General features: G+C 65.7%; 19 protein-coding genes and 1 pseudogene. All 20 read right to left on the bottom strand.

The window, feature by feature from the left end:
* Positions 1-3 precede the first annotated feature (3 nt).
* The 20 genes and pseudogenes from dpsA to C7438_RS06985 all read right to left on the bottom strand — a co-directional run bounded on the left by dpsA (position 4) and on the right by C7438_RS06985 (position 20539).
* The gene (gene dpsA / locus C7438_RS07080; protein WP_121444664.1) at positions 4-891 is read right to left on the bottom strand and encodes a dipicolinate synthase subunit DpsA; all 888 of its coding nucleotides are present in this window, start codon (positions 889-891) and stop codon (positions 4-6) included.
* Positions 892-1066: 175 nt separating this feature from the next.
* Entirely contained in the window at positions 1067-1318 is a 252-nt protein-coding gene (locus C7438_RS07075) for a YlmC/YmxH family sporulation protein (RefSeq protein WP_121444663.1), read from the bottom strand.
* Positions 1319-1697: 379 nt separating this feature from the next.
* Positions 1698-2759: an RNA-guided endonuclease TnpB family protein gene (locus C7438_RS07070; protein WP_121444662.1), complete on the bottom strand. Its 1062-nt coding sequence runs from the start codon at positions 2757-2759 to the stop codon at positions 1698-1700.
* A 149-nt stretch (positions 2760-2908) separates the two neighbouring features.
* Positions 2909-3121 (bottom strand): hypothetical protein, encoded by a 213-nt coding sequence (locus C7438_RS09160; protein WP_121444661.1) that lies wholly within the window; start codon positions 3119-3121, stop codon positions 2909-2911.
* Positions 3122-3398: 277 nt separating this feature from the next.
* Positions 3399-3845 (bottom strand): dUTP diphosphatase, encoded by a 447-nt coding sequence (dut, locus tag C7438_RS07060; protein WP_121444660.1) that lies wholly within the window; start codon positions 3843-3845, stop codon positions 3399-3401.
* A 4-nt stretch (positions 3846-3849) separates the two neighbouring features.
* On the bottom strand, positions 3850-5142 hold the full coding sequence (locus tag C7438_RS07055) for a M16 family metallopeptidase (RefSeq protein ID WP_170143628.1): 1293 nt from the start codon (positions 5140-5142) through the stop codon (positions 3850-3852).
* Positions 5143-5635: 493 nt separating this feature from the next.
* Positions 5636-7753: pseudogene (locus tag C7438_RS07050) on the bottom strand (polyribonucleotide nucleotidyltransferase); the annotation flags it as partial.
* A 104-nt stretch (positions 7754-7857) separates the two neighbouring features.
* A complete protein-coding gene (gene rpsO, locus C7438_RS07045) occupies positions 7858-8127 on the bottom strand; it encodes a 30S ribosomal protein S15 (protein ID WP_121444657.1) in 270 nt (89 codons plus the stop codon).
* Positions 8128-8293: 166 nt separating this feature from the next.
* Positions 8294-9331 carry a bifunctional riboflavin kinase/FMN adenylyltransferase gene (gene ribF, locus C7438_RS07040; RefSeq protein ID WP_121444656.1) on the bottom strand — a complete coding sequence of 346 codons (1038 nt, stop codon included), beginning with the start codon at positions 9329-9331 and terminating at the stop codon, positions 8294-8296.
* Positions 9332-9391: 60 nt separating this feature from the next.
* Positions 9392-10546 (bottom strand): tRNA pseudouridine(55) synthase TruB, encoded by a 1155-nt coding sequence (gene truB, locus C7438_RS07035; RefSeq protein WP_121444655.1) that lies wholly within the window; start codon positions 10544-10546, stop codon positions 9392-9394.
* Positions 10543-11595, bottom strand: coding sequence for a DHH family phosphoesterase (locus C7438_RS07030; protein ID WP_121444654.1), 1053 nt, complete (start codon positions 11593-11595; stop codon positions 10543-10545). The genes truB and C7438_RS07030 overlap by 4 nt, the downstream gene beginning before the upstream one ends.
* An 84-nt stretch (positions 11596-11679) precedes the next feature.
* Positions 11680-12069 (bottom strand): 30S ribosome-binding factor RbfA, encoded by a 390-nt coding sequence (rbfA, locus tag C7438_RS07025; protein ID WP_121444653.1) that lies wholly within the window; start codon positions 12067-12069, stop codon positions 11680-11682.
* A gap of 42 nt (positions 12070-12111) precedes the next feature.
* Complete coding sequence (gene infB / locus C7438_RS09720; RefSeq protein WP_121444652.1) at positions 12112-15051, bottom strand: translation initiation factor IF-2; 2940 nt, start codon at positions 15049-15051, stop codon at positions 12112-12114.
* Positions 15048-15380: a L7Ae/L30e/S12e/Gadd45 family ribosomal protein gene (locus C7438_RS07015; protein WP_211322126.1), complete on the bottom strand. Its 333-nt coding sequence runs from the start codon at positions 15378-15380 to the stop codon at positions 15048-15050. Before C7438_RS07015 ends, infB begins: the two co-directional genes overlap by 4 nt.
* A gap of 85 nt (positions 15381-15465) precedes the next feature.
* On the bottom strand, positions 15466-15843 hold the full coding sequence (rnpM, locus tag C7438_RS07010) for an RNase P modulator RnpM (protein WP_245956562.1): 378 nt from the start codon (positions 15841-15843) through the stop codon (positions 15466-15468).
* A 19-nt stretch (positions 15844-15862) separates the two neighbouring features.
* Entirely contained in the window at positions 15863-17005 is a 1143-nt protein-coding gene (gene nusA / locus C7438_RS07005) for a transcription termination factor NusA (protein ID WP_121444704.1), read from the bottom strand.
* Between the two features lie 113 nt (positions 17006-17118).
* Positions 17119-17598 carry a ribosome maturation factor RimP gene (rimP, locus tag C7438_RS07000; protein WP_147402016.1) on the bottom strand — a complete coding sequence of 160 codons (480 nt, stop codon included), beginning with the start codon at positions 17596-17598 and terminating at the stop codon, positions 17119-17121.
* A 148-nt stretch (positions 17599-17746) separates the two neighbouring features.
* Entirely contained in the window at positions 17747-18031 is a 285-nt protein-coding gene (locus C7438_RS06995; protein WP_121444649.1) for a CC/Se motif family (seleno)protein, read from the bottom strand.
* Between the two features lie 69 nt (positions 18032-18100).
* Positions 18101-19900: a carbon starvation CstA family protein gene (locus tag C7438_RS06990; RefSeq protein WP_121444648.1), complete on the bottom strand. Its 1800-nt coding sequence runs from the start codon at positions 19898-19900 to the stop codon at positions 18101-18103.
* Positions 19901-20101: 201 nt separating this feature from the next.
* Positions 20102-20539 carry a hypothetical protein gene (locus C7438_RS06985; protein WP_121444647.1) on the bottom strand — a complete coding sequence of 146 codons (438 nt, stop codon included), beginning with the start codon at positions 20537-20539 and terminating at the stop codon, positions 20102-20104.
* Positions 20540-20603 lie beyond the last annotated feature (64 nt).

Below are 20603 nucleotides of genomic sequence, written 5' to 3'. Positions count from 1 at the left end.
CGCTCACCTCGCTACGTGGTTTTCCCAGAGGAGCCGGACAAGGGCGTCGGCGAGGATCTCTCCCGCGGTGCGGGGGGCTACGAGTCCGGGAAGGCTCGGGGCGAGCATCGCGCGGATCCCACGCTTTTCGGCAAAGCGGAAGTCCGTACCCCCGGGGGCCGAGGCGAGGTCGAGGACAAAGGCGTCGGGCTTGAGTTCGAGGAGGACCTCGGCCGTGAGCACGGGTGCAGGGGCGGTATTGAAGACGAAGTCCGCCCCGCGAAGCGCCTTCCCGATGTCGCGGACGTAGTACGGTTCGATTCCCATTTCATAGGCACGGGCGTAGTCGCGGGCTTCGCGGACGACAGCGCGCACCCGCGCACCGATCCCGAGAAGGACGCGGGCGAGCGTCATCCCTACGCGCCCGAGGCCGATGACGACGGAGGTGCTTCCGTGAAGCGTGATCTCGGAATTCTGAATCGCGAGGAGGAGGGCGCCTTCCGCCGTGGGGATGGCGTTCAGGATGGCCACGTCGTCGCGGTCGAGGAGGGTGACGACGCGCAGCCCGTGGCGTTCCGCAGCTCGGGTGAGAAAGGGAGTGGAGATGCCGCTGTAGAGCGTGGCTCCCGCCAGCGCTTCGAGATGTGCTTCGGTAAACACGGGAGCCTCCGAGGAAAACACCGTCTCGGCTTCCCCCCCTTCCCCCAGACCCTTGACGGGGAGGAGGACCGCGTCGTAGCGCGCGAACCGCTCCGGGGTAAAGGGGACGTGCGTGGCACCCGGAGGAGGCGGCTTGAGGTTGTCGTAGCCTACGAGGTCTACTTGGGCATCCCGCTCGAGGAGACGGGAAATCACGACGAGATGTCGGGCGTCGCCGCCGGCCACGAGCACGCGGATGCCGCTCAAGAGCATCGGAGTCCCTCCCTTCGGCCACCTCAGCCTATGGGCCAACGGCCTGGGAGGTTCCAACACAAAATACCCGGCACGGCGCGTCGTGCCGGGCGGTCGCCTTTTTCTGCGACACAAAGTAGGCGTACACCCTTCCAGAAAAACGCCGGACAAACTCCCCGCACTTCGGGCCTAACATTCAGCCCGGTAGGTACGCTCGGCCAGGGACGAGCTCGACGAGGACCATGTCGCTCCCGATGCGGCGGATGAGGTGCCAGGGGATGACGACCTCCTCTCGTTTTCGCCGCAGCCCACCTCCCGCCGGAAGGATCACCGCCCCGATGCGTCCGCTCCGCGGATCGACGAGGAGATCGGCGTCCTCCAAGAGCCCGAGGCGCTCCCCACTCACGATGTCGATGACCTCTTTTCCCCGAAGCTCGCTCAGGCGCACGTCCCTCCCCCTCCCCACCCTACGCGATCCCGAAAGCCGCCGAATCGGCCTCTTCGGAAAAGGTACGCGTGCGCGAAGGGGATTAGACCGAGCGAATGCCTTTGCCACGCCCTCGCCGTTTTTTCCTCCCCTTTTGCTTTTGTCCTTCGATGTACCGGCGAACCGTGTCGGCGGAAACTCTCCCTGCCGAGGAAATTTGACCTCCTCCCCGGAATGGAATTCCGGGGATTCCCACGGGGAGGTTAGCGCTTGCTCAGCCTCATGCCTTTCAGCTTCGGCCTCATCGCAGCGCCATTAGGGCCGGGTCATCGGCCCGCCCTGGCTGCGTTCCGCCTGAGTTCGGCGTTACCGCACCAGGCGGCGACCCTCGAACGGCGGCTTATTCCGCCTCGGCCAGGCCGCTAATCGCAAAACTGATGTTCCAGGCACCGACAACATCCGCGTGGGCTTCAAAGCCGCAATTTCGGCACCGGAACTGAATTCCGCTTCGGTTCTCCGAAGCGCAGTGCCCGCACCGCGGGCACGTCCGGCTAGTATCCTTAGGGTTAACCCACTCGACGCGAATCCCGGAAAGACGCGCCTTGTAGGCGATAAACTGCTGAAGCCGGTAGAACGACCACGAATGAAGAGACCTTCCTAAGTCGCGCTTCCGGGTTTTCCTCCGGCGAATGTCTTCCAACTTCTCCATTCGGATGGTGCCCACGCCACGGGCGAGGCACCAATCGACAATGGCCCGGCTGATCTTGTGGTCCTGGTCTTTCATCCACCGGGCTTCTTTGTCCTTCATTTGGCGGATTGCCTTTAGTGCTTTCGCTTTTCCCATCCGCCGGCGAAGAGCGTGATACCGACGGCGGACGTAGGCCGCTTGATCGCCGGGGAAAAAGAGCGTTTCCCCGCCCGCGTACACAACGGCCAGATAGCGAAGGCCCATGTCGATTCCAGCGACTTTGTCTGCAGAAAGGATTTTCTTCTCTTCGACGGGTAGCGTGACCGAAAGGGCAATGTACCACCGTCCGCGCTTTTTGTACAATTTTGCCGCCCCTTGCTTCACGTCTCGGCCGAGGCGTTCGAGGATGGCGGCCTGCCTAGAAGTAACCGCGAGCGGTACCCGAACTCGACCGGCTTGCGTCGGAAACGAGGCCGTCCAGAAGTCCCCGACCTTTTTTAGGCGCAAATTTTGGTTGTTGAACGATGGCCAGAGGACCCGGAACGTCCGAACGTCCCGATGCGTCGCCACGTCCCGCAATGCCTGGTTGATTACGACTGAGGGGAGGTCGCCGGTGAGGTACACCCGCGCCGTCCGACTGGTGAGACCCTTCGGCCTTCCGGCGGCGACGAGGTTGTTGGCAAACGCTGTCGTGCGTTCGACGAGTTCCTGATAACGTTTGATCTTTGCTTTCGTCGGGCGATGGAGACGAAGGCTAAGGGTGATAGTTTGCAATCGAATTCCTCCTTTATGTCTCTGTTTCTTATAAATATTTTACCGTCAACATCAAAGACGTGCAACCAACTTCATCCTCGGAATGAATTCTGAGGCTTTAGCCGGGTGGTTCTGTAAACCCATATTCTTGCTTGAGTTCCTTGAACTTCTCACTTTTTACCTTCGGGGCCGCTTACTTGCTTTGCGAGTTCATACCTCGGATCTGCCCACATCCTGCGGAGACGCTTCATCCCTTTGTGAAGGAGTGCGTTGTACATAAAACGAGCGGCCTCAAAACGCTTTTCGAGGATGTGCTCCTGCCAGAGTTCTACACGAAGAGGAAGTTCGAGAGTGAACGACGGAGTTTGAGACCGTTTTGCCATTTCTCCAGAACACCTCCCCTCCGTCTCCTCGCCTAGATCTTGATACTATTCTACTTGATGACCAGGAAAAAGTCAAGAGATCGGAGAAAGAGCATTTCGCCATACGACTGCGGATGGCCGGGCCGATCTCCCTACCTGGTCATATCTTAGCACGTCATTGGCTTTTGCGCAATAGGGTTTCGCAGGAGAAAACTGCATAGGTAAAGGAAAGGCGAGTACGAACGCCCGTACTCGCCTTTCGAGTTTCGCACATATCCATTTAGAAATCCGTTTCCGATCAAATCCCCATAGATCCAAAACCCTGAGCGCCTCGCTCGCTCTCGGGAAGCTCCTCCACGAGGCGAAGTTCGGGGCGGAGCACGGGCACAAAGAGCATCTGGGCGACGCGGTCGCCGTCGCGGATCGTCACGGGTTCGCGGGGGTCGAGGTTTACCGCAATGAGCTTGATCTCGCCGCGGTAGTCCGAGTCGATCACGCCCGCGGCGTTCGCCAGGCTCAGTCCGAGGCGAAGCGCGGTCCCGCTCCGCGGGAGCACGAGAAGCGCCACCTCCGGTCCGGGTAGGGCGACCGCAAGGCCCGTGGGAATGAGCGCGCGTTCTCCAGGAGACAGAACGACGTCGTGGTCGAGGCAGGCGGCCAGGTCGTAGCCTGCCGCTCCCGGCGTCGCAAGGTAGGGAATGCGCGGAGGCTTGTGGGGGCAGAGCCAACGCACGAGGACGTCCATCGGTCTAGTGCCTCCTCTCCGGCTTTCTTCGACTCCTCCGCCCGCGCGGGCACGGTGCGAGGCGGACGACGGCCGGTTCTACGGAAAAAATCTCCCGCGCCAACTCACGGACGTCGGCAAACGTCACGTCCGCAAGGCGGGTGAGAAACGCTTCCTCGGAGAGAATTCGTCCGGTGAAGATGAGTTCTTGCGCCAGGCGGTCGCGGAGGGAACTGAGGCTTTCCCGGCCTAGCAGGTAGCTCCGGCGTACGAAGTCGCGCGCCTCCTCGACCTCCTCCGCGGTGAATTCTCCGCGGACGAGCGCCTTGGCTTCGCGGAGGATCGCCTCCTCGACGCGCCCACCTTCCGCATTGCCGCTCGCCGCGTAGGCGCCGAGGTAGCCTGCGTCCGGATGAAGGCCTAAGGAAGAGTAGACGCTGTAGGCGAGGCCGTCTTCTTCGCGCACGCGCTGGAAGAGGCGCGAACTCGCGCTTCCGCCGAAGAGGGCCTCGAGGACGAAGAGGACGGGAAGTCGAGGATCGCCGTAGGGGACCGCGGGCCACGCGAGGACTACGTGCGTCTGCGCCGTCTCGCGGCAGAGTTCCCGCCAGGCTCCCGAGGGGAAGGGAGGGACAACGGGCGCCGCCTCCACGTTTCCAAAGGAACGTCGCGTGGGGGCAAAGCGGGCGGCGGCCAAATCTGCCAGGCGGCGCCACACCTTTTCCTCTGCCTCCGGGGAGAGGGCTCCGACGACGGCAAACACGAGGTTGGGGCTTGTGTACGTCTCGGAAAAGAAGTCGCGAAGGAGGCGGCGGTCGATACGGCGAATCGTCTCGGGGCGGCCGAGGATCGGCCATCCGAGCGGGTGCTCCGGACCGAAGAGGAGCGCAGCGAGTTCTTCCCAGACGACGTCTTCAGGGTCGTCGGAGGCTTCCGCGATCTCCTCCAAGATCACGCGGCGTTCCGCCTCTACCGCTTCGGCGGGAAAGGCAGGGGAAAAGACGAGCTCCTCCATAAGGTCGAGAGCCGCGCCGAGATCTTCGGCGAGGACGCGGGCGGTGTACGCCGTAAAGTCCTTGGTCGTGTGCGCGTCGAATTCGCCGCCCAGGCGGTCCATGGAGCGGGCGAGTTCGCGGGCGCTCCGAAATTCGCTGCCCTTAAAGAGGACGTGCTCTACGAAGTGCGCAAGCCCCTGGGCCTCTCGCGGTTCGTGGCGCGAACCCACGGTGACGTAGATCCCGAGGGCGGTGCTCAGGCGGCCGGGCTGGGGTGCGAAGAGGAGGCGTGCGCCCCCGGGAAGGTCGCGAACTTCGGCCAACGACGTCTGCCCCCTCGTACGTCGCAAACGAGAGCGCGCGGCTCGGTTTGTGGGATTTCGCATCCAGCGCGCGCCTCGGTTCGGTTTTGCCGGACGCAGGGCGCCGTCCGGCATCGCGGGTCTCGGTTTGGGTTTGCGGTTCGCCGGGCAAAGGCGACTTTCCGCCCAAAACAACAAAACCCCGCTCCCGGGGTTTTGGTCGGAGGATCGGGGTTTCCGGCGGCTCCGGCGCCGCCGCCCAACGTTACGGTCCCGAAGGCGACTTCCCACCGGGGCGGCTGCGCTTAAAGGTGGCGAGGTCGATCCCTAAGGGCGACTTCGGCGAGATTCCGGGGCCGCGCCCGCGGGTGGGGGTGCCCCTTCTCCCGGGTCCGCCTCCCGTCGGGGCGGAAGCTCCGGGAGGAAGTCCCCTCTTGCCGGGTTCGCGCCGTTCTCGGCCTTCCTCCTCCCGGCGTCCGGGACGTTCGGCCTCGGGGAGGTGGACCGCGACGCTGCGCCGCTCCCGCGTCTCTGCCGCCTCCCCGAGCTCCTGCAGGGCGGCACGGCGGGAGAGGTTGATCCGGCCGTACGGGTCGATCTCGATCACCTTGACGACGATTTCGTCGCCGACCTTGACCACGTCTTCCACGCGACCAACCCGCGTCGGCGCGAGTTCGGAGACGTGGACGAGCCCTTCCTTGCCGGGGAGGATCTCCACGAAGGCGCCGAAGCGCTCGAGGCGCGTGACCTTGCCCGTGTAGATCTCGCCCACGTGTACGTCGCGGGTGAGCTCGGCGATCACGGAGCGGGCGCGCTCCACCTGGGCGAGGTCCGTATGGGCGATGAAGATCGTCCCGTCTTGTTCGATGTCGATCGTGCAGCCCGTCTCCGCGATGATCCGGTTGATCGTTCGGCCACCTGGGCCGATGACCTCGCGGATCTTGTCGGGATCGATGCGCATCGTCGCGATCTTGGGCGCGTAGGGAGAAAGCGTGGGCCGGGGTGCCGGGAGCACCTGGGCCATCGCGTCGAGGATCGCGAGTCGGGCTTCTCGCGCTTGGGCGAGGGCCTCGCGCAGGATTTCCGTCGTAATCCCCTTGACCTTGATGTCCATCTGGAGCGCCGTCACGCCCTCCCGCGTCCCGGCGACCTTGAAGTCCATGTCCCCCAGGGCGTCCTCGACTCCCTGGATGTCCGTGAGTATGGCGTAGCGTTCGCCGTCGGAGACGAGACCCATGGCGATCCCGGCCACGGGGGTGCGGATGGGCACGCCGGCGTCCATGAGGGCGAGGCTCGAGGCGCAGACGCTCGCCTGCGAGGTGGATCCGTTGGATTCGAGGACGTCGCTCACGACGCGGATCGTGTACGGAAACTCCTCTTCCGGGGGGATCACCGGTTCCAGAGCCCGCTCCACGAGCGCCCCGTGCCCGATTTCCCGCCGTCCGGGAGAACGGATCGGACGGACCTCGCCCGTGGAGAAAGGCGGGAAGTTGTAGTGGTGCATGAAGCGCTTTTCCTCTTCGAGGCCGAGGTCGTCCAGGATCTGCACTTCGCTCGGTACGCCCAACGTGCACGCGGAGATGACCTGCGTCTGCCCGCGCACGAAGAGGCCCGACCCGTGCGCCCGGGGGAGGATCCCGACGTCGATCGTGAGGGGGCGGATCTCCCGAAAGCCTCGCCCGTCGGGGCGGACGCCCTCGTAGAGGATCATCTTGCGCACGACTTCCTTGAGGAGGTCGTCGAGCGCCTGGCGGAGCATAGGCTCTTTTTCCTCTTCGGGGAAGCGCTCTTTGAGGAGGGCGAGGGCCTCCTCCTTAGCCGCCTCCATCTGTCGCTCCCGCGTCTTCTTGTCCGGGTGGAAGGCCGCCTCGCGGAAGCGCGCCTCGGCGACTTCCCGCGCCGCCGCCTCCACCTCCGGGTCTACGACGAAGAGGGGAACGTCCATCTTGGGCTTCCCCACCTCGCGGGCGACCTCTTCCTGAAAGAGGCAGATCTCGCGGATGGCCTCGTGGGCGAAGGCGATGGCCTCCACGAGGTCGTCCTCGGAAATGAACTTCGCCCCCGCCTCCACCATGTTCACGGCGTCCTTCGTCCCGGCGACGACGAGGTGGAGGTCGCTCGCCTCTTGTTCCGCCACGCTCGGGTTGATCACGAACTTCCCGTTTACGCGGCCTACGAGCACCCCGCCTACGGGGCCCTCAAAGGGGATGTCCGAGATCATGAGGGCGAGGGAAGACCCGTTGAGGGCGGCGATCTCCGAGCTGTAGTCCTGGTCGACGGACATCACGAGGCTGATTACCTGAACCTCATTGCGAAACCCCTTGGGGAAGAGGGGCCTCAGAGGGCGGTCGATGAGCCGCGACGTGAGGACGGCGTGTTCGCTCGGCTTCCCTTCCCGCTTGAAAAAGCCGCCCGGGATCTTGCCCACGGCGTAAAAGCGCTCTTCGTAGTTCACCGTGAGGGGGAAGAAGTCGACGTCCTTGGGTTCGCGGGAAGCGGTCGCCGTGGAAAGGACGACCGTATCCCCGAAGCGCACGAGGACGGACCCGTTCGCCTGCTGGGCGTAGCGGCCCACTTCGAAGGAAAAGGTCTTTCCGTGAACGGTGAGTTCAAACACTCTACCTTCGCGCAATCTCTCCACCCCGCTCTGAGCCGTGCGGACGTGCGGGAAACGCGGAGCCCGGACGTTGCGCTTCGGGCCCCGATAAAGAAAACGGCCCCGAGGGCCGGGCCGGCTTACCGGCGCAGTCCGAGCCTCTCGATGAGGGCCTGGTAGCGTTCGGGGCTTTCCCGCTTCAGGTAGTTGAGGAGCCGCCGCCTCTTCCCCACCATCATGAGGAGGCCGCGGCGCGAGTGGAAGTCCTTGCGGTGTACCTTGAGGTGCTCGTTTAGCGCGTTGATCCGCTCGGTGAGGAGCGCGATCTGCACCTCCGGAGACCCCGTGTCCCCTTCGTGCTGGCGAAACGACTCGATGATCTCCCGCTTGCGATCCGGTGTGAGGCCCATGTCCGTTCTCCTCCCGTTTGTTCCGCCCTCTCAACCGGCCGCCGGGCGCAGCGCACCGCCGAGACGGGGGAATGGTTCCGCGCGGGCCGCGCGCCTCGGGGTGGGGAGATCTCGGTTCCCTACCTCCTCGGCCGGCCGCGCCTTGAGAAAACCCGGCGATAGTATATCACACGAAGTGCTTGCGGGCAAAAGCCACATCCCGCGCGATCTGCTCCGCCAGGGCGCTAAGGTTGGGAAAGCGCCTTTCTTCCCGCAGGTAGGCGACGAATTCGAGGCGAAGGCGCGCGCCGTAAAGCTCCCCGGAAAAGTCCAAGAGGTGCGCTTCGACCCGCTCGCGGCCTCCGTCCACCGTAGGGCGAACACCGACGTTTACGACGGCGGGGATGCGGCGAACTTCCCGCGCGTCCCGCCCCGCGGGCGCACCTTCTCGGGCCCTCGCCTGTACCTCCCGAAGCTCGGCCCAGGCGGCGTAGACGCCGCGGCGGGGGAAGACGTAAGGCTCGACGACGAGCAGGTTGGCGGTGGGAAAGCCGAGCCTTCGGCCGCGGCCGTCTCCCGGGACGACTACGCCCTCGAGGGCGTACGGCCTCCCCAAAAGGCGTGCCGCCTCAGCTGCCTCCCCGGCGGCGAGAAGGGCGCGCACCCGGCGCGATGAGACCTTGGGAACCTCTGTCGCCACCAAAGGAGCGGCAGAGGAAGCCGAGGCACTACCCTCTCCCGCGCGCACGCCTATGCCTGCCTCGGGAACGGAAGGGACGACCTCGACGGTAAAGGCGGTGGCGGCGCGCAGGTGCCCCACGTCTCCCTGGCGCTCCGCCCCGTACCGGAAGTCTTCTCCCAAGACGACGTGCTTTGCCCCAAGGGCGGGAAGCCAGACGTCGCGAAACTCGTCCGCAGAGATGCGCGAAAACTCCGGCGTGTAGTGAAGGACGTAGGCGCGGCGCAGGCCCAAAGAATGAAAAAGGGCGAGCCGTTCGCGAAGCGGCGTGAGCATGCGCAAAAAGGCGGGATCTCCGAGAACGGCCCGGGGATGTGGGGTGAAGGTCACGACCGCCGGCTCGAGGCCCCGCTCTTCGGCGGCGCGCACGGCACGCCGAAGGAGGGCGGCGTGGCCGACGTGCACGCCGTCGAACATGCCGAGCGTGAGAACGTGAAGTGTGGACGACCGGTACGGAAAGCGCGCGTCGACGAAGTGAACGTGCACCCACCCGTCCTCCTTTGCGGGGCTCGCAAAGCCCGGGTTACCCGTCCCGCCGGACGTCCGTCACGGGCGCGGAAACACGACCTCGGGAAGGAAGCGTTCTCCGGAACCGTCCCGCCTCCTGCGGTAGAGGCCAAGAGGCTCCCCTGCGGCGTCGACGGCGGCGACGAGGTCGACGAGGTCCGGCGGCGGAACCGAAGGGGCAAAGGCGGCAAAGGCGGGAACCGGCCCGTTTCCGGAAGCAGATGCAGAGGATTCCGAACCGCAGAACCTCCCGAAGATCTCCCGCTCCTCGGGTTCTCCGAGGAGCGTCGTCGCGGCCGGCCGGAGAACAGGTTCGGGCGGCTCCCACGCGCGGATGTCCTTTGGGGCAAAGGCCCGGCCGTGGCGCACGGCCCTTTCGGCTTCCGGGACGAGGCGAACGCGAGGAAAGAGGCGAACGACCACCCGAAGGGGATATGCCAGGAGCTTCCCTTTGCTCGCACCAGAGTCTGCCCCGCGCAACGCAAGGCGCACGTCCTGCGCCTGCGCCTCGAGCTCGGCGAGCGTCCAAGCCTCCGCAAGCGTAAAGCCTCCGGACCGCAGGCGCACGAGCGCCCCCAGGTGCGCGGGAATCCCCAGGCTCGTCCCCACATCTACAGCGAGGGAGCGTACGTAGGTGCCGGAAGAGACGCGAACGGCAAATCCCGCCTTGGCCTTTCCCCCTAAGACCGCGGGAGGGCAGACTTTGACGGCATACACGTACACCTCGCGCTCCGGCGGCTCCACGTCGACGCCCGCACGGGCCAGATCGTACAGGCGGCGGCCGCCGACGCGCACGGCGGCGTAGCGGGGAGGTCGCTGGCGTACCGGCCCGACGAGGGCGGCGAAAGCGGCGTAGAGATCGCGGTCGGCGAGCTCTACGACCTCCCGGCGTTCCACCACGCGACCTTCGGCGTCGTAGGTGTCTGTCGCCTCCCCCCCGACCCAGAGGCCGACGTAGTCCTTGGGAAAGGATCCGAGGAAACGGAGCACGCGCGTCGCGGCGCCCACGCCGAGGACGAGGACCCCTTCGGCCGCGGGATCGAGCGTCCCACCGTGGCCTACGCGGCGGATTCCGAGGATGCGGCGGACGCGGTCGACGACGTCGTGGGAGGTCATCCCTTGCGGCTTGTACACCGCAAGGACGGCGGCGGGAACCTCCGCCGTGCGTGGAGCGCCCCGCTTTCGCGTGTTCACGTCCCGTACCCCTCTCCCGCCGCCGAATCGCGGCGGAGTTCGCGCAGGGCCTCCTCCACGGCGGAGAGCACGTTTGCCTCCGCCTGGGCGAGCGGCGGCGCCAAGGTCGCCCCTGCGGCCCGGGCGTGCCCTCCTCCGCCGAAGCGGGCGGCGATACGGCTTACGTCCACGTTCCGCCGCGAGCGGAGGCTCACGCGGATGGCCCCTTCTGTCGTCTCCCGAAAGAGGATCCCCACCTCGACGCCTTCGATCGCCCGCGCGTAACCGACGAGCCCCTCCGCGTCCTCGTAGGCGGCGTCCGCCTCGCGGAGCATGGCCTGGGTCACGGTGAGCGTCGCCACGAGTCCCTCGGCGTGCAGACGGAGGGTCCCGAGGGCGAGGCGGAGGAGGCGGAGGTGCGGAAGGGTCAAGGTGTCCAAGGCGTACTCCGCCACGTCTGCGGGGGAGACGCCCCGGGCGATGAGCTCCGACACGTCGCGAAACACCTTGGCAGAGGTATTGCGGAAGCGGAAGCCCCCCGTATCCGTGAGGTACCCCGTATACAAGCTCACGGCGACGTCCGCATCGATCTCCTCCCCTAAGGAGCGAAGGAGGTCGTACACGACCTCTGCCGACGAAGAGGCCTCAGGGTTTACGAAATTGAGCTTCCCGAACCGTGTATTCGTGACGTGGTGGTCGATGTTCACGACGGCAGCGCCGTCCGCGAGGAGTTCGGCGATGCGCCCCACGCGGTCGAAGGAGGCGGCGTCGACGAAGATCGCGCGGGAAAAGCGCGGCACACCCTCGTCCGAAGGAGGGAACGGGGCGGCGTCCGTCCGGGCGTACACCTTGAGGTCGGAAACGTGCGGGAGATAAGAGAATCGGCGCGGAAGAGGGGCCTCCAAGTAGGCCTCGGCGGAAATCCCCCTGCGCCGGAGCCAGAGGACGATCGCCCCTTGGGAGCCCAGGGCGTCCCCGTCGGGGTCGACGTGCGTGGCCACGAGGACGGGGCCGGATCCCGCGAGGAAGGACCGAAACTCCTCGAGGTCGCGCTCCTTCCACGGTTGCATGAAAACCTTCCTTTCGCGTCGGCGTGGGAAACGCGAGGGCGCGGTACGTCTCCGATGAAACGTACGTACGTCACCTGCGGAGCCCTAGGGAGTTCCGCCCTCAGGTTCGTCCAGGGTTTGTGGGGAACCCGACTCTCCCCGCACCTCGCGCAGGAGTTCCTGAATCCGCTGGCTGTGCTTGGCAGAAGGGTCGAGCTGAAAGCGAATTTCCGGCGCGTGCCTGAGGCCGAGCACCTTCCCGACTTCACTCCGGAAAAAGCCAGCCGCCCGTTCGAGGGCGGCAAATGCCGCCGCTTCCTCGTCTTCCGGCCCGAGGAAGCCCACGTGCACGCGGGCGACGGAGAGATCTTGGGAAACCTCGACGCGCGTGACGTGGAAGTGCTTGAGGCGCGGATCCTTCACGTCGCGCAAGAGGAGTTCGCCGACTTCTCGGCGGATCTCCTCGGCGACACGCATTGCCCGCATCTTCCCCATGGTTTCACCTCCCGCGAAGGCCGCATGGGCGCCGCCCCCGCCTCAAACCCGCTGTACCGCTTCGAGGACGTAGGCTTCGAAGACGTCCCCCGGCTTTACGTCGTTGAAGCCGTCGAGCAGGATGCCGCACTCGTACCCCGCGGCCACCTCGCGCACGTCGTCCTTGAAGCGTTTGAGGGAGGCGATCTTGCCCGTGTGGATGAGGACGCCGTCGCGGATCACGCGGATCGTCGCGTCGCGCGTCACCTTTCCTTCGCGGACGTAACAGCCGGCAACCGTACCCACGCGCGAAATGCGGAAGATCTCGCGGACTTCGAGGGTACCGATCACGCGTTCCTCGTAGACGGGTTCGAGCATTCCCTTGAGCGCGCGCTCGATTTCTTCGATCGCCTCGTAGATCACGCGGTAGAGGCGGATGTCCACCTTTTCCCGCTCCGCCAGTTGGCGGGCGTTTGCGTCCGGACGGACGTTGAAGCCGATGATGACCGCATGGGATGCGAGGGCGAGGTTGACGTCCGACTCCGTGATCGCCCCCACACCGGCGTGGACGACGTTGACCCGAACCCCGTCCACCTGGATACGCTCCAAGGCGGAACGCAGCGCCTCCACGGACCCGTGGACGTCGGCCTTGAGGATCACGTTGATCTCCTTGAGTTCCCCGGCCTGGAGTCGGTCGAAGACGTTTTCCAGATCGATGCGCGTGCGGGCGAGCTCGCGCTCGCGGCGGCGCTCTGCACGCGCCTTGGCGATCGCGCGCGCCTCTTCTTCTTCGAAGACCATGAAGGCGTCGCCGGCTTCGGGTACCCCTTCGAGCCCCGTGACCTCCACCGGAGTCGACGGCGGAGCCTCCTTGAGCGGTCGGCCGCGATCGTCGGTCATCGTGCGCACGCGTCCGAACATCGTCCCCGCGACGAGGGCATCGCCCTGGCGAAGCGTCCCGTTTTGCACGAGAAGCGTGGCGACGGGTCCGCGTCCGCGGTCGAGACGGGCCTCGAGCACCACGCCGCGGGCGCGCCGGTTGGGGTTTGCCTTGAGCTCGCGCAGTTCTGCGACGAGGAGGATCATCTCGAGCAGTTCGTCGATCCCCTGGCGCTTGAGCGCGGAAACGGGAACGAAGACCGTGTCCCCGCCCCACTCTTCGGGGATGAGTCCGTACTCCGTGAGCTCCTGCTTGACGCGCTCGGGACGGGCGTCGGGTTTGTCGATCTTGTTGATCGCCACGATGATCGGAACGCCTGCCGCCTTCGCGTGGTCGATCGCCTCCACCGTCTGCGGCATCACCCCGTCGTCCGCAGCGACGACGAGGACGACGACGTCCGTGACCTTGGCCCCGCGGGCGCGCATGGCGGTAAAGGCCTCGTGCCCCGGCGTGTCGAGGAAGGTGATCTTGCGGTCGCCGATCTCCACCTGGTAGGCGCCGATGTGCTGGGTGATCCCACCCGCCTCCTGGGCCGCAACGCGCGTCTGGCGAATGGCGTCCAAGAGGGTCGTCTTGCCGTGGTCGACGTGGCCCATGACCGTGACCACGGGCGGGCGGGGAACGAGGTCCTCCGGCGCGTCTTCGTCCTCGTACGCCTCGAACTCCGTGACGTCTACGCGCGTCTCGCGTTCGGCCTCGATGCCGAAGTCGGACAGGACGAGGGCCGCCGTGTCGAAGTCGATCTCCTGGTTGATCGTCACCACGGTACCCAGGAGGAAGAGCTTCTTGATGATCTCCGACGCCTCCAGGCCCGCGCGCTCCGCGAGCTCGGCGACCGTAATCCGGTCGCCTAGAGTGACCTTATCCGGCCGCGCCTGGGCGCGCTCTGCCTCACCTTGCGCCGCCCGACGCTTGGGCTTGGAACGACGGCGGCGTGCGGGAGCGGCTTCTACGACGTCCGTCTCGGCACCCGTGAAGTCGTCCAAGATTTCCGTGAGTCGTTCGCGGATGACCCCCTTCTTGCCGGGCTTCCGCTCCTTCTTGGAGACTTCGGCCTCGGGCGCCTTTTCCTTCTTGGCCGTGTGCGGCCGGCGGCGTTCTACCTTTTCCTCCTGCGCCTCTGCGGGCGGCTTGGGAACGACGAGCTTACGCGCCGCCGGCCTACGCCCCGCAGGGCGGGCTTCCCGGCTTGGCCGGCCTTCGGCCGCAGCCCCGGGGGATTCGGGCCGCGCTTCGCGCGCGGGACGCGCTTCGCGCTTGCGCGGCTCGATCACGCGCTTACGCGGCGCAGGAAGTTCAGGCTTCGCCGGTGCGGACGCCGCAGGTGCCGACGGAACAGCGGCGGGCTCTTCCGGAACCTCTGCGGTCTTCTGCTCCGCCGCGGCGGCGGGCCGAGTTGCCTCCCGCTCTTCGCGAGGGGCAGCGGGCGTCTGTCCTTCCGGCGCGGGTGGTGCGGCGGGGCGTTCGGCCTTCCGCTTCCCCCGGCTCCGCCGGCGCTTGCGCTTGAGGTGGCTCAGGTCGATCTCCGATTCGGCGGCGGATTTGCCGCTCGCCACGCGTTCCGTCTGCGTCGTCGTTCCTTCCACGCGCGCTCCCCCCGGTGGTACCGTCTCCCCGACTTCTTCAGACCCCTCGAGTTCTGCACCCGAGGGTTCGGCCGCCTCCTCGGGAGGGACGGCCTTCGTCGCGCGAACCGCCGCTTCTTCCTCGTCCTCACGCACGGGGGGCTGCGTCTTGCGCTCGATCTGCGAAACTTTCGCCCGCTCCTCTTGCACGCGCTCTGCCGACTTCGCCCCTTCAGCCGAAGGCTCCTCGGGCGGCAAAGTCGCCGTCGCCGTGGACGCCTGTACCTGGGCGGCCTGCCGCTTTTCCTCCCGTAGCTTTTCCAAGGCGGCCTTCTTTCGCACCTCGGCGAAGAAGGCCTCGACCTTTGCGCGCGCCTCTTCGTCCACGAGGCTCATGTGGTTTTGCACGGAAATCCCGAGCCGCCGCATCATCGTGATGACTTCCTTGCTCGTCATCCCGAGCTCGCGGGCGTACTCGTACACGCGAAGTTTCTTCATTCACCCACCTCCTTGAGTTCCACTTCCCGGAGGATGCGTCGAGCAAATCCCGGATCCGTGAGGGCCACCACCACCCTTTCGCCCTTTCCGATTGCCATTCCGAGGTCCCGGCGGTTGCCGCCGACGAGGACCACGACGCCGGATGCAGCGGGTCCCGTGAAGCGCGCCCGCGTGTGTGGAGAGGCGTCGCCCGCAAGGAAGATGAGGCGGGCCTTCCCGGACCGCAAGGCCGCGCGTACCGCCTCCTCCCCCGCCAGGAGGCGTCCGGCGCGGTGCGCCAACCCCAACAGCCGGTACACGGAGATCGGGACGCGTTCGAGCTCGCGCACCGTTCCGCCGCGCGGCCTTCTCGTCTTTGCCGCAGAAAGAGGCTGTGCGTTCGGCCGCCCTCCCGCCGGACCCGCACCGGGGCGCTCAGGTTTCTTCGCCCACGGGCGCGGAGCGTTCGCCGCGTTCCGCGCTCCCCCGTGCGGCGTCCGCGGCGTAGATTTTCCCGGATGGGTCGGATGTCGCCTCCGCTTCCCGGGCACGGAGATACGCCTCCCACTCTGCTTCGAGTTTCACGAGCGTCTCCTCCGAAACCTCCATACGGAAGGCTCGGGAGAACGCCCGACGTTTGCGCGCACGCTGAAAGCATTCGCGCGAAGGGCAGAGGTACGCGCCGCGCCCCGGGCGCCTGCCGGTCGGATCGACGGCGATATCCCCCTCCGGCGTGCGCACGAGGCGGACGAGGGAGGCCTTGGGGCGCTCTTCCCCACATCCGATGCAGGTCCGCATGGGAACGTGCTTCACGGACATCCCCTCCGTAAGGTTACGCCTGTACGCCCCGGTCGGCGCCCGCGGTATCCCCTTGCGCGGAGGGCTCGGCCGCCCCGTCGTCCGAAGGGGCGAAGGCCGCCGCTTCGTCTCCCCGTCCGTCGTATTCGTTGGCATCGCTCTCGCTGCGGATGTCGATCTTGTATCCCGTGAGTCGGGCGGCGAGGCGGGCGTTTTGTCCCCGGCGGCCGATGGCGAGGGAAAACTGGTCGTCGGGAACGATCACCCGCGCCACGCGCTCCCCGAGGAAGCGCACGTCGGAAACGCGCGCCGGGCTCAAGGCGTTGCGGATGAACTCCGCAGGATCGGGGGAATAGCGGATGACGTCGATCCGCTCGCCCCCGAGCTCCTCGGATACGGCGAGGATGCGGGCGCCCTTGGGGCCGACGCACGTCCCGATCGGGTCGACGTGGGGGTGGCGGGAATACACGGCGACCTTGGAACGCTCGCCGGGTTCGCGGCTTACGGCGCGAATTTCCACGATCCCGCTTGCGATCTCCGGAACCTCGCGCTCCAAAAGGCGCTTGAGCATCTCCGGCGCAGTCCGAGACAGGAAGAGGAGGGGACCCTTAGAGGTGCGTTCTACCTTGACGAGGACGGCCTTTACGCGGTCCCCCGGACGGAAGGACTCCCCGGGGAGGACTTCGTTTCGCGGCAGAAGGCCCTCTCCGCGGCCGAGGTCGACGTAGACGTACCTGGCGTCCTCCCGGCGCACCGTACCCGTGAAGAGTTCCCCCACCCGCGGTGCGTACATCTCGTAGAGGATCTCGCGCTCCGCCTCCCGAAGGCGTTGGGTCACCACGTGCTTCGCCGTCTGGGCCGCCACGCGCCCGAAGTTCTGCGGCGTGACCTCCACTTCGAGCATATCCTCCGGCGAAACCGAAGGATCGATGCGCCGCGCCTCTTCGAGGGAGATTTCCGTCGACGGGTCCTCGACGGTTTCTACGACGCGCTTGAGCGCCACGACGCGCAAGGTGCCCGACCGTTCGTCGATGTCCACGCGTACGTTGGGGTTCCCGTGGTAGTGCTTTTTGTACGCGGCGACGAGCGCCTGACGGACGGCGTCGAGCAGGGCCTCGCGCGAAATCCCCTTCTCCCGCTCGAGCATATCCAGCGCTTCTAAAAAGTCCACGTTGATCCCGGGCATCCCCAATCCCCCTCTTGTACACGCCCTACCGTGTAGACGAAGTCCGTCCGTGAACCAAACGTGGGCCGAGAGCTTCGCCAATCCCGGCTTACCCCGGACCCACGTCACAACGGGATGTTCAGACGCGCCCGCTTCACGAGCCGCCTCGGGATCTCCACCTGCCGACCCTCCACCTCGACCACGAGGGGGTCGGCCCCCACGCGAAGGATTCCCTCCCAGACGTTTGCGCCTTCCAGCGGTTCCCGCGTGATCAGGCGTATCGGCTTGCCTTCCGCCCAACGAAACTCGCGGTCCGTGCGCAGTTCGCGGTCGAGTCCGGGAGAGGTGACGTCCAAGAGGTACGGGTGGTCGTACAGGGAAGCAACGTCCAAGGCGTCGCCCAAAGCGAGGCTTATGCGTTCGATTTCTCCCAGGGTGATGCCGCCCTCCGGCCGGTCAACGGCGACGCGCACGACGAGGTTGGCGCGTTCGCGCACTTCGGCCACGTCCACGAGGACGTACCCCATATCTCCGACGATGGATTCCACGAGGTGCTCCAATTCCCGTTCACGTTCTTCGGAACTCCGCAGTCGATCGTCGCGCAAGGCCTTCCCCTCGCAAAAAAGAAGAGTGGGAAGCCCCACTCTTCCGCGTTCTCTCCGACGACTCCAGCGTCACTATACCACATCCCCCGATGCCCCGCAAGGTGGAACCGCCGCCGTCGCCGCTCAGATGCGTCCCGGCCGCGAACGGCTAAAACACCTTCCACCCGCGGAGCACGAGGCGATCTCTCCCGAGAATCCGCCGCGTGTCCAAGAGAAGCTCCGGGGTGAGGAGCACGTTTTGGTGCACGTATACCTTGACGTCGCCGACGGTGTAGAGGGTGTAGTGCTCCCGTTCCTCCGCCGGCGGCTCTCCGAAAGCCAGAACGGGTTCGTAGTTGGGGACGACGCACCCATTCAAGATTTCGTACTTGCGCACGTAGACGCTCCCGCCCTTTTCGCGGATGAGGCGTTGGGCCGCTTCGCTCACGCGCACCGCGCATCCCCCCTTATCCCCGTCGCCTGGCCCTCGAGGGTAAGCCGAAAAACACACCGGCGGCCGAGATCAGTCGAACACGGTCGCCTGCATGAGCGCCGGCTCCCGCCGCAAGATCCCGCGAATCCAACGAATCCACTTGATAAAGGAATCCACGAGAATCGTCACGGCGAGGAGGATGATGAGGAGCGACAACCCCACGAGGAGGTAGTTTCCCTTGGGCAGGAAGTTCGTGACGATGTTGAGGTATGCGGCGTACAGCGTGGTGGTGGCGACAAAGACGAAGGGCACAAAGGTGATCCACAGGTACTGGAGCTTTCGCTTCTTGATGAGCACCGTCGTCCCCAAGGCGAGGGCGATGGCGCCGAGGAGCTGGTTGGACGTGCCGAAGAGCGGCCAGATCGTCGTGATGCTCCCGCCGTACACCAGGTAGCCCCAGGAGAAGGAGATGAGGAAGCTCGTAAGGAGGATCCCCGGCCACCAGTTGTGGTCCCGGAGCGGCTTCCAAATGAGTCCGCCCGCTTCCTGGAGGAGGTAGCGGCCGACGCGCGTACCGGCGTCGATCGTCGTGAGGATGAAGAGCGCCTCGAACATGATGATGAAGTGGTAGAGGTAGGACATAAGCCCGCTCAGGAAGGGGATCTTTTCGAAGATGTAGGCCATCCCTACGGCGAGAGAGACCCCACCGCCCGTGCGTCCGGCGAGCTCTTCACCGACCATCTGGGAGAGGACGGGGAGTTCCTGGACGTGCATGCCCAGCTTTTCAAAAACCTGCGGGGGGACGTTGATCGCGAAGTAGTCCTCGGGAAGGAGGCTCGTCGCGGCGATGAGGGCCATGACCGCCACGAATCCCTCGGCGAGCATGGCGCCGTAGGCGATAGGCAACATGTCCTTTTCGTTGCGGATCATCTTGGGCGTCGTTCCGGAGGCGATGAGGGCGTGGAAGCCGGAAAGAGCGCCGCAGGCGATCGTGATAAAGAGGTAGGGCCAAACCTTTCCGGGGACGATGGGCCCGCCGCCGTTCACGAACTCCGTCACCGCGGGCATGTGGATCGTCGGGTTCACGAGGATCACGCCCACGGCGAGGGCCACCATCACGCCGAGCTTCATAAACGTGCTCAGGTAGTCCCGCGGGACGAGGAGAAGCCAGACGGGCAGCACCGCCGCAACGAATCCGTAGGTCGCGAGGATGACGGTGAGCTGCTCGCGGGTGAAGTTGAACCAGTGGGCAATGGAGGAGTTGGCCACGTAAGGACCTGCCCACACGGCGAGGACGAGGAGGATTACGCCGAGGACGGTCATCTCCCAGATCTTGCCCGGACGAAGCCAGCGCACGTAGGCCCCCATAAGGAGGGCGATGGGGATCGTCATGCCAACGGTGAACGTCCCCCAGACGCTGTGGTAGAGGGAGTTCACGACGACGAGCGCAAGGCCCGCCATGGCAATCACGAGGATGAGGAGGACGGCGATGGCCGTCGTCACGCCGGAGAGGCGGCCGACTTCCTTGTGCGTGATGTCGATGATGGACTTCGCGTCGTGCCGCATGGAGGCGAAGAGGACGACGAGGTCGTGGACACCGCCCGCGAGGACCGATCCCATGACGATCCAGAGAAACCCGGGGAGGTATCCGAACTGGGCGGCAAGAACGGGCCCAATGAGGGGACCGGCACCGGCAATGGCGGCGAAGTGGTGCCCGAAGACGATCCACTTGTTCGTCGGCACGTAGTCCACGCCGTTTTCGAAGCGGTACGCCGGCGTCGTGCGGTTCTCGTCGAAGGCGAGCACCTTTGCCGCGAGAAAGGCGCCGTAAAAGCGGTAGGCGAGGGCGAAAATTCCGGCAGCTAGGATGACGAGGGCGAGACCGCTCACGGACGTATACCTCCCTATCCCGTTTTCCCCGAGTGTAAACGCGCCCCCGCTTTGGTCCGGGGCCTTATTGGTTGTATATTGTACGCGAAGGAAAGGCAGGGAAACAAGGGGAAAGCCCGAAAAAGGCTCCCCCGTCCCCCGTCCATCCGCCCGCTCGGGATAGGGCCTCCGCCGCGAAATCCCTTCACGTTCGGCCTGCGCTTACCCGCGAATCTGAAAGGCCTCGCGCAAAGCTTCCTCTTCGTCTACCCCTTCGAAGGCCTTCCCGTACGACAGGCGCTCTACGGCGTCGATGACCGCGAGGGAGGCGATTTCGTCCCAGCGGCGCACCCGCTCGACGAAGGCATTCCCGTCGATGCCGAAGGCCTTGTCGAGCCCGCGCTCGAGGATCGCCCCCTTAATGCTTGCGGCGAGGAGGGCGGACGTGTGCACGCGCGGAACTTCGAAGGACATCCCCCGTATCGCCTCGTAGATGAAGCGGGCGTCGTTTAAGGTGAGCTTGAGGTTCGCGAGAGCCCGCTTGTAGAGCATGTACAGTCGGCTCAGGTCGCGGTCGACGACGAGGTTGCGCGGGCCGCGTTCGTCGACCTCCTTCACGAGTTCGTCCGTAAAGTGAATGGTCGTGGCATTGCGTGTCAACCCGCCTCTCCCTCCCGGAAAGCGATTTCACACACTTCACCCTCAGTGTACCACGCCTGTCCGC

Origin of the sequence: Brockia lithotrophica (assembly GCF_003633725.1) — a bacterium.
Classification (GTDB): Bacteria; Bacillota; Bacilli; order Thermicanales; family DSM-22653; genus Brockia; species Brockia lithotrophica.
The sequence above is the reverse complement of the archived record's forward strand: the minus strand, read 5'-3'. Positions and strand labels throughout refer to the sequence as shown.